Origin of the sequence: Methyloversatilis universalis FAM5, from assembly GCF_000214035.2 — a bacterium.
Classification (GTDB): domain Bacteria; phylum Pseudomonadota; class Gammaproteobacteria; order Burkholderiales; family Rhodocyclaceae; genus Methyloversatilis; species Methyloversatilis universalis.
On the sequence record NZ_AFHG01000034.1, the window covers coordinates 23988 to 30458 of the forward strand.

The following is a 6471-nucleotide window of genomic DNA, read 5'->3' on the forward strand; positions in this document are numbered from 1 at the left end:
TCAGAGCACCGGCTTCCAGACCGGTACCGCGGTGGCATTCACCTTGCGCGGCAGCAGGCCTTCGCGGGTGAAGGTGTCGGCGATGGCCTGCTGTTCCTGCAGCCGCTCCGGCTGCACCAGCCGCACGTCGTAGCTGCGGCGGCCGTTGGCCTGTTCCACCGTGGCTTCGTCCAGACCCCATACCGGCGCCAGCAGCGCGGCGGCGTCCTTCGGACTCTGCTTCACCCACTTGCCGCTGTCGGCCAGCGCGTCGTAGATCACCTTGATCACGTCCGGGCGGGCCTGGGCGAAGGGCGTGGAGGCGAGGTAGTAGCGCTGGTACTGCGCCAGATTCGTACCGTCGGCCAGCACGCGCACCTTGGCCTGGCGCTGCACCGCCGACAGGAAGGGGTCCCACACCACCCAGGCGTCGATCGCGTCGCGCTCGAAGGCAGCGCGGCCGTCGGCCGGCGCGAGATAGGCGGGCTGGATGTCCTTGAAGCTCAGGCCGCTCTTTTCCAGCGCGGCGATCAGCAGGTAATGCACGCCGGCGGCCTTGGCGAAGCCCACGCGCTTGCCCTTGAGGTCGGCCACGCTGCGGATCGGTGAATCGGCCTTCACCACGATGGCCTGGGCGGTGGGCGAGGGCGCTTCCTGTGCCAGATAGGTGAGGTTGGCGCCAGCCGCCAGCGCAAACACCGGCACGGTATCGGCCACGTCGGCAGACACGTCGACGCTGCCCACGTTCAGCGCTTCGAGCAGCGGCAGGCCGCTGGCGAACTCGTGCCAGCTCACCTTGACGCCCAGCGGCGCGAGCTTCTGCTCAAGCGTGCCGCGCGTCTTCAGCACGGTGATCAGCGTGGACGACTTCTGGTAGCCGATGCGCACGGTGGCGGGCTTGTCCTGCGCGAAGGCGCGGCCGATGGCAAGCGCGGGCAGGGTGGCAACGATGGCCTTCAAGGCATTGCGGCGCCGGATGGACAGCGGTCGGATCATGGCTCTTTCCTTTTATCGGTGTCTGCGCGACGTCAGAGGACGTGTGCGCCTTCGAGAATTTCGAGAATGCGGTTGCGTGCTTCGGTCAGTGCCGGCGAGCGGCGGCTGCGCGGACGCTGTTCGGTGATCGTCACCTCGTCCAGCACCCGGCCGCCGCCCATCACGATGACGCGGTCGGACAGCCAGGCCGCTTCATCGACGTCATGGGTGACCAGCAGCAGCGTGGTGTCGTGTTCGCGGGCGATGGCCAGCAGCAGTTCCTGCAGCCGGATGCGGGTGAAGGCATCAACCGCGCTGAAGGGCTCGTCGAGCAGCAGCAGCGGCGGCCGGTTGAACAGGCCACGGGCGATAGCCACCCGTTGTGCCATGCCGCCGGACAGCGCCTTGGGCAGCGCGTCGGCCACCTGCGACAGGCCAACCTCTTCCAGCAGCGTGAACACGTGCGGATCGCGGGCGCGCGCCGCATCGGCGTCGAAGCCGACGTTCTGCGCCACGGTGAGCCAGGGCAGCAGCCGCGGCTCCTGGAAGATGACGCCGATGTCGCGGCTCACGCCGTGCTGCGGCTGGCCCTTCAGCGTCACCGTGCCGTCGTGCTCGCGGTCGAGGCCGGCCACGATGCGCAGCAGCGTGCTCTTGCCGCAGCCGCTGGCGCCGACCAGGCTGACGATTTCGCCGGCTTCCAGCGTGAGCGAGAAGTTGTCCAGCACGCGCCGGTCGCCGAAGCGCTTGGACGGTACGTGCACATCGAGCAGTGCGGTCATGGTGTGCACCTCAGCCAAGTCGGGTTTCGAGCGCGTCACGCCAGACCAGCGCTCGCTTCTCAAGCGATTTGAGAACGCTGTCCGACAGCTTGCCCAGCACCGCCAGCAGCAGGATGGCGGCCAGCACGATGTCGGGACGCGAGGTTTCGCGGCCGTCGGTCAACAGATAGCCCAGGCCGCGGGTGGCGGCGATCAGTTCGGCCGCGACCAGGAACATCCAGGCCAGGCTCAGGCCGACGCGCAGGCCGGTGTAGAGGCTGGGCAGCGACGCCGGCAGCAGGATGCGGCGCACCAGCGCGGTCCGGCTCAGTCCATACACCTCGCCCAGTTCGACCAGCTTGCGGTCGACATTGCGCAGACCGGACAGCAGGTTCAGATAGACCGGGAAGAAGGCGCCGATCGCGATCAGCGTGATCTTGGGCGTTTCGTCTATGCCCAGCCACAGCAGCAGCAGCGGCACCCAGGCCAGGCTGGGCACGGCGCGCAGCGCCTGGAATGTGGGGTCGAGCAGCGCTTCGGCGCGGCGGTCCAGCCCGACCACCACCGCCGCGATCACTGCCAGCGAAGCACCGATCGCGAAGCCGCCGGCCACCCGGGCAAGACTGACGCCGATGTGCGATGCCAGACCGCTGCCCAGATCGAACAGCGTGCGCACGATTTCGCTCGGTGCCGGAAACAGGTGGGCGGCCAGCAGGCCGCTGCGCACCAGCGCTTCGAAGGCCAGCAGCGTGAGCACCGGCAGCACCCAGCCCAGCGCCGGATGGGGGCGCCCGGCACGGCCGGCGGGGACAGCCGGCCGTGCGGACGACACCGTCGCCTGGAGGGAGGAGGTGCGGGCAGCGGTGTTCATGGCATCAGTCCTTGGACGCGAGAACCGCAGCGGCGTGGCTGGGATCGATCAGTTCGGTCACCACCTTGGCGACGTCAGTGCCTTTGCGCACCAGCTCTTCCTCGACCAGGATGGGGGCGGCGGCGCGCAGCGCGTCGTGGTGCTCGCGACCGATGCGCGGGTTGGAGAAGTCGGTGCGCTTGAGCTGGGCCTGCGCCACCGGCAGATTGAGCTTGGCTTCTTCCGCCAGAATCTTCGCGGCTTCGTCCGGATTGGCGATCACCCAGCGGCGGGCACGCTCGTAGGCGGCGATCACCGTCTTCACCTGGTCCGGATGCGCCTTCAGGAATTTCTCGGACACGTTCAGGAAGCCGTAGGTGTTGAAGTTCACATTGCGGTAGATGAGCTTGGAGCCGGCTTCCAGTTCGCTCGCGGCGAGGTGAGGATCCAGACCGGCCCAGGCATCGACCCGCTTCTGTTCCAGCGCGACCCGGCCGTCCGGGTGCTGCAGATGGACGATCTCGACGTCATTGCGCGACAGGCCCGCTTCATGCAGCGAGCGCAGCAGGAACAGATAGGGGTCGGTACCCTTGGTGGCGGCGATGCGCTTGCCCTTCAGTTCGGCCACCGACTTGATGGTCGAGTCTTTCGGCACCGCGAGCGCGGTCCATTCCGGTCGCGAGTACACATAGACCGAGCGGATCGGATTGCCGTTGGCGCGGCTCAGCACTGCGGCCAGACCGGCGGTGCTGCCGAAGTCGATGGCGCCGCTGTTCAGGAATTCGAGCGCGCGGTTGCTGCCCTGGCTCAGCGTCCATTTCACTTCGATGCCGGCCGGCTTCACTGCCTGTTCCAGCCAGCCGAAGCGCTTCAGCACCAGGCTGGTCGGCGAGTAGTAGGCGTAATCGAGGCGGATTTCCTTCGGCGCGTCGCCGGCGGCGAAGCCGGTCAGCGGCAGTGCGCCGGCCGCCAGACCGGCGGCGATCAGCAGGCGGCGGATGCGGGAGGGTGCGGTGCTCATGATTGTCCTTTTCAGTCCGGTTGAATGTCGTATCCGACGATGTCGGGCCGCGCTGTGTCGCGCGTCTGAAGGTCATGCTAGGGGTGGGCGCCGCGCATCCAAACCAATTAAATCTGCGCTGCATTTGTGCTGACCGACTGCGTTGCTTTGCCGATCCAGTGATAAGCGGATGCGGCGCGGGACCGAAAAAAAGCCTCCGTTCCCGGCTGGGGACGGAGGCTTTTCAGGCGGGACGGCGCAGCGCGATCAGCTGGCGGATGCAGCCGGCACGTAGTGGTTGGCCACGATTTCGCCGAAGGGGCCGGACAGGCTGAAGCCGGGCAGGCCCTGCTGCTGCGCCCGCGGCAGATGCGGGAACACCTGCTCGGCGAAGCTGTAGGCTTCCTCGAGGTGCGGATAGCCGGACAGAATGAAGGTTTCGATGCCGAGGTCGGCGTACTCCTTCATGCGCGCGGCGATGGTCGGACCGTCGCCGACCAGCGCGGTGCCGGCACCGCCGCGCACCAGACCGACGCCGGCCCACAGATTCGGGCTTACCTCCAGCCGGTCGCGGCGTCCGCCGTGCAGCGCGGCCATGCGGCGCTGGCCTTCCGAATCCATCTGCGCGAATTTCTTCTGCGCGGCGGCGATGGTGGCGTCATCGAGATGACGGATCAGGTCTTCCGCCGCCTGCCAGGCGCGCTCAGTCGTCTCGCGGGCGATCACGTGCAGGCGGATGCCGAAGCGCAGCGTGCGGCCGTGCGCTGCGGCACGACGGCGCATGTCGGCGATCTTCTCGGCCACCGCGGCCGGCGGTTCACCCCAGGTGAGATAGACATCCACCTGTTCAGCCGCCAGTTCGTGCGCCGCCGGCGACGAACCGCCGAACCAAAGCGGCGGATGCGGGCGCTGGACGGTCGGGTAGAGCTGCTTGCCGCCCTTCACCGTGAGGTGCTTGCCGCTGAAGTCGAAGGACGATCCGTCGTGTGCACCGGACAGGATGCCGCGCCAGATGCGCAGGAATTCGTCGGTGATTTCGTAGCGCTCGTCGTGCGTGTGGAAGATGCCGTCGCCGTCCAGCTCGGTCGGGTCGCCGCCGGTCACCACATTGATCAGCAGCCGGCCGCCGGACAGGCGGTCGAAGGTGGCCGCCATGCGCGCGGCCAGCGACGGTGCGGTCAGGCCGGGCCGCAGTGCGACCAGGAATTTCAGCCGCTGGGTGAAGCCGATCAGTGCCGACGCGGTGACCCAGGCGTCCTCGCAGGAGCGACCGGTCGGCAGCAGCACGCCGTCGTAGCCCAGCGTGTCGGCCGCGATGGCGACCTGTTTCATGTAGTCCAGACTGACCTGGCGACCGCCTTCCGCGGTACCGAGGTAGCGGCTGTCGCCGTGGGTCGGGATGAACCAGAACACATTCATGATGGATACCCTGTAATACGTGGAATGCCTGTGCGGGCGTGAATGCGCGGTGGACTCAGACGCTGCAGCGCACCTGGTCGAAGGGCACCGGCTCGACCTGCTGCGCGCGCCGGCTCAGCAGTGCGCGGTACTCATAGACCAGCCGGTCGGTGGCCTGCAGCAGGCGGTCGATGATGTCGTCCGACAGCTGGTAGTTGCCGTGTTCGTCCTTGGCCACCGTGCTGTCGGTGGCATGCACGCCCGGCAGCACCAGCGCCGGCGACATCGACTGCAGCACCGGCCGCAGCGCGTAGTCGAGCGCCAGTGCGTGATGCGGACTGCCGGCGGTGGCCAGCGGCAGCACCACCTTGCCGTCCAGCCCGTTCTGCGGAAGCAGGTCGAGAAAGCTTTTCAGCAGGCCGCTGTAGGCCGCCTTGTAGACCGGAGTGGCGATCACCAGCGCGCTGGCGGCGGCCACCCGCTCGCTGGCGGCGCGGATCTGCGGGTCGCCGAAGCGGGCGTGCAGCAGCGCGTGCGCCGGCAGGTCGGTCAGCTTGAGCCGCGTGTTCTCGACACCGCGCCGGTCCAGCTCGGCGGCGACGAAGCCGGACAGCGCCGCCGAGCGCGACGGCTCGACCGGGCTGCCCTGGAGAAACAGGATGGACATTCGATCGGGCTCCGCGCTCAGCGCACGCTGATCTGGTCGAACACGCCGCCGTCGGCGAAGTGTGCTTTCTGGGCCTTCTGCCAGCCACCGAATTCGGCGTCGATGGTGAAGAGCTTGACCGGCGCGAAGGTCTTGGCGTACTTGGCGGCGACCTTGGGGTCGATCGGGCGGTAGTAGTTCTGGGCCGCGATTTCCTGACCTTCCGGGCTGTACAGGTATTCCAGGTAGGCGGTGGCCACGGCGCGGGTGCCGCGCTTGTCGACCACTTTGTCTACCACGCTGACCGGCGGTTCGGCCAGGATGGACAGCGAGGGCGTGACGATTTCGAACTTGTCCGGACCCAGCTCCTTCACCGCCAGATAGGCCTCGTTCTCCCAGGCGATGAGCACATCACCGATGCCGCGCTCGACGAAGGTGGTGGTTGAACCGCGGGCGCCGGAATCGAGCACCTTCACGTTGGCGAACAGCTTTTTCACGAACTCCTTCGCGGTGGCGTCCGAGCCGCCCGGCTGCTTGGCCGCGTAGGCCCAGGCGGCGAGGTAGTTCCAGCGCGCGCCGCCCGAGGTCTTGGGGTTGGGGGTGATGACCTCGACGCCGGGCCGGACCAGATCGTTCCAGTCCTTCAGGCCCTTGGGGTTGCCCTTGCGCACCAGGAACACGATGGTGGAGGTGTAGGGCGAGGCGTTGTGGGGCAGGCGCTTCTGCCAGTCGGCGGGGATGAGCTTGCCGTTGTCGTGCAGGGCATCGACGTCGTAGGCCAGGGCGAGGGTGACCACGTCGGCTTCGAGGCCGTCGATGACCGAGCGGGCCTGCTTGCCGGAGCCGCCGTGGGACTGCTTGA

7 protein-coding genes are annotated in these 6471 nt (G+C 67.9%); all 7 read right to left on the bottom strand.

What is annotated here, in order from left to right:
- Positions 1-975, bottom strand: coding sequence for an aliphatic sulfonate ABC transporter substrate-binding protein (locus tag METUNV1_RS05360; protein ID WP_008059606.1), 975 nt, complete (start codon positions 973-975; stop codon positions 1-3).
- Between the two features lie 32 nt (positions 976-1007).
- Positions 1008-1736 (bottom strand): ABC transporter ATP-binding protein, encoded by a 729-nt coding sequence (locus METUNV1_RS05365; RefSeq protein ID WP_043359142.1) that lies wholly within the window; start codon positions 1734-1736, stop codon positions 1008-1010.
- 10 nt (positions 1737-1746) lie between these two features.
- Complete coding sequence (locus tag METUNV1_RS05370; RefSeq protein WP_008059615.1) at positions 1747-2586, bottom strand: ABC transporter permease; 840 nt, start codon at positions 2584-2586, stop codon at positions 1747-1749.
- Positions 2587-2590: 4 nt separating this feature from the next.
- Positions 2591-3586: an aliphatic sulfonate ABC transporter substrate-binding protein gene (locus METUNV1_RS05375; RefSeq protein ID WP_008059616.1), complete on the bottom strand. Its 996-nt coding sequence runs from the start codon at positions 3584-3586 to the stop codon at positions 2591-2593.
- 246 nt (positions 3587-3832) lie between these two features.
- On the bottom strand, positions 3833-4984 hold the full coding sequence (ssuD, locus tag METUNV1_RS05380) for an FMNH2-dependent alkanesulfonate monooxygenase (protein WP_008059617.1): 1152 nt from the start codon (positions 4982-4984) through the stop codon (positions 3833-3835).
- A gap of 55 nt (positions 4985-5039) precedes the next feature.
- Positions 5040-5630 (bottom strand): NADPH-dependent FMN reductase, encoded by a 591-nt coding sequence (ssuE, locus tag METUNV1_RS05385; protein WP_008059619.1) that lies wholly within the window; start codon positions 5628-5630, stop codon positions 5040-5042.
- 17 nt (positions 5631-5647) lie between these two features.
- Positions 5648-6471: sulfate ABC transporter substrate-binding protein (locus tag METUNV1_RS05390; protein ID WP_043359144.1), on the bottom strand; the 824-nt coding region annotated here is incomplete at its 5' end.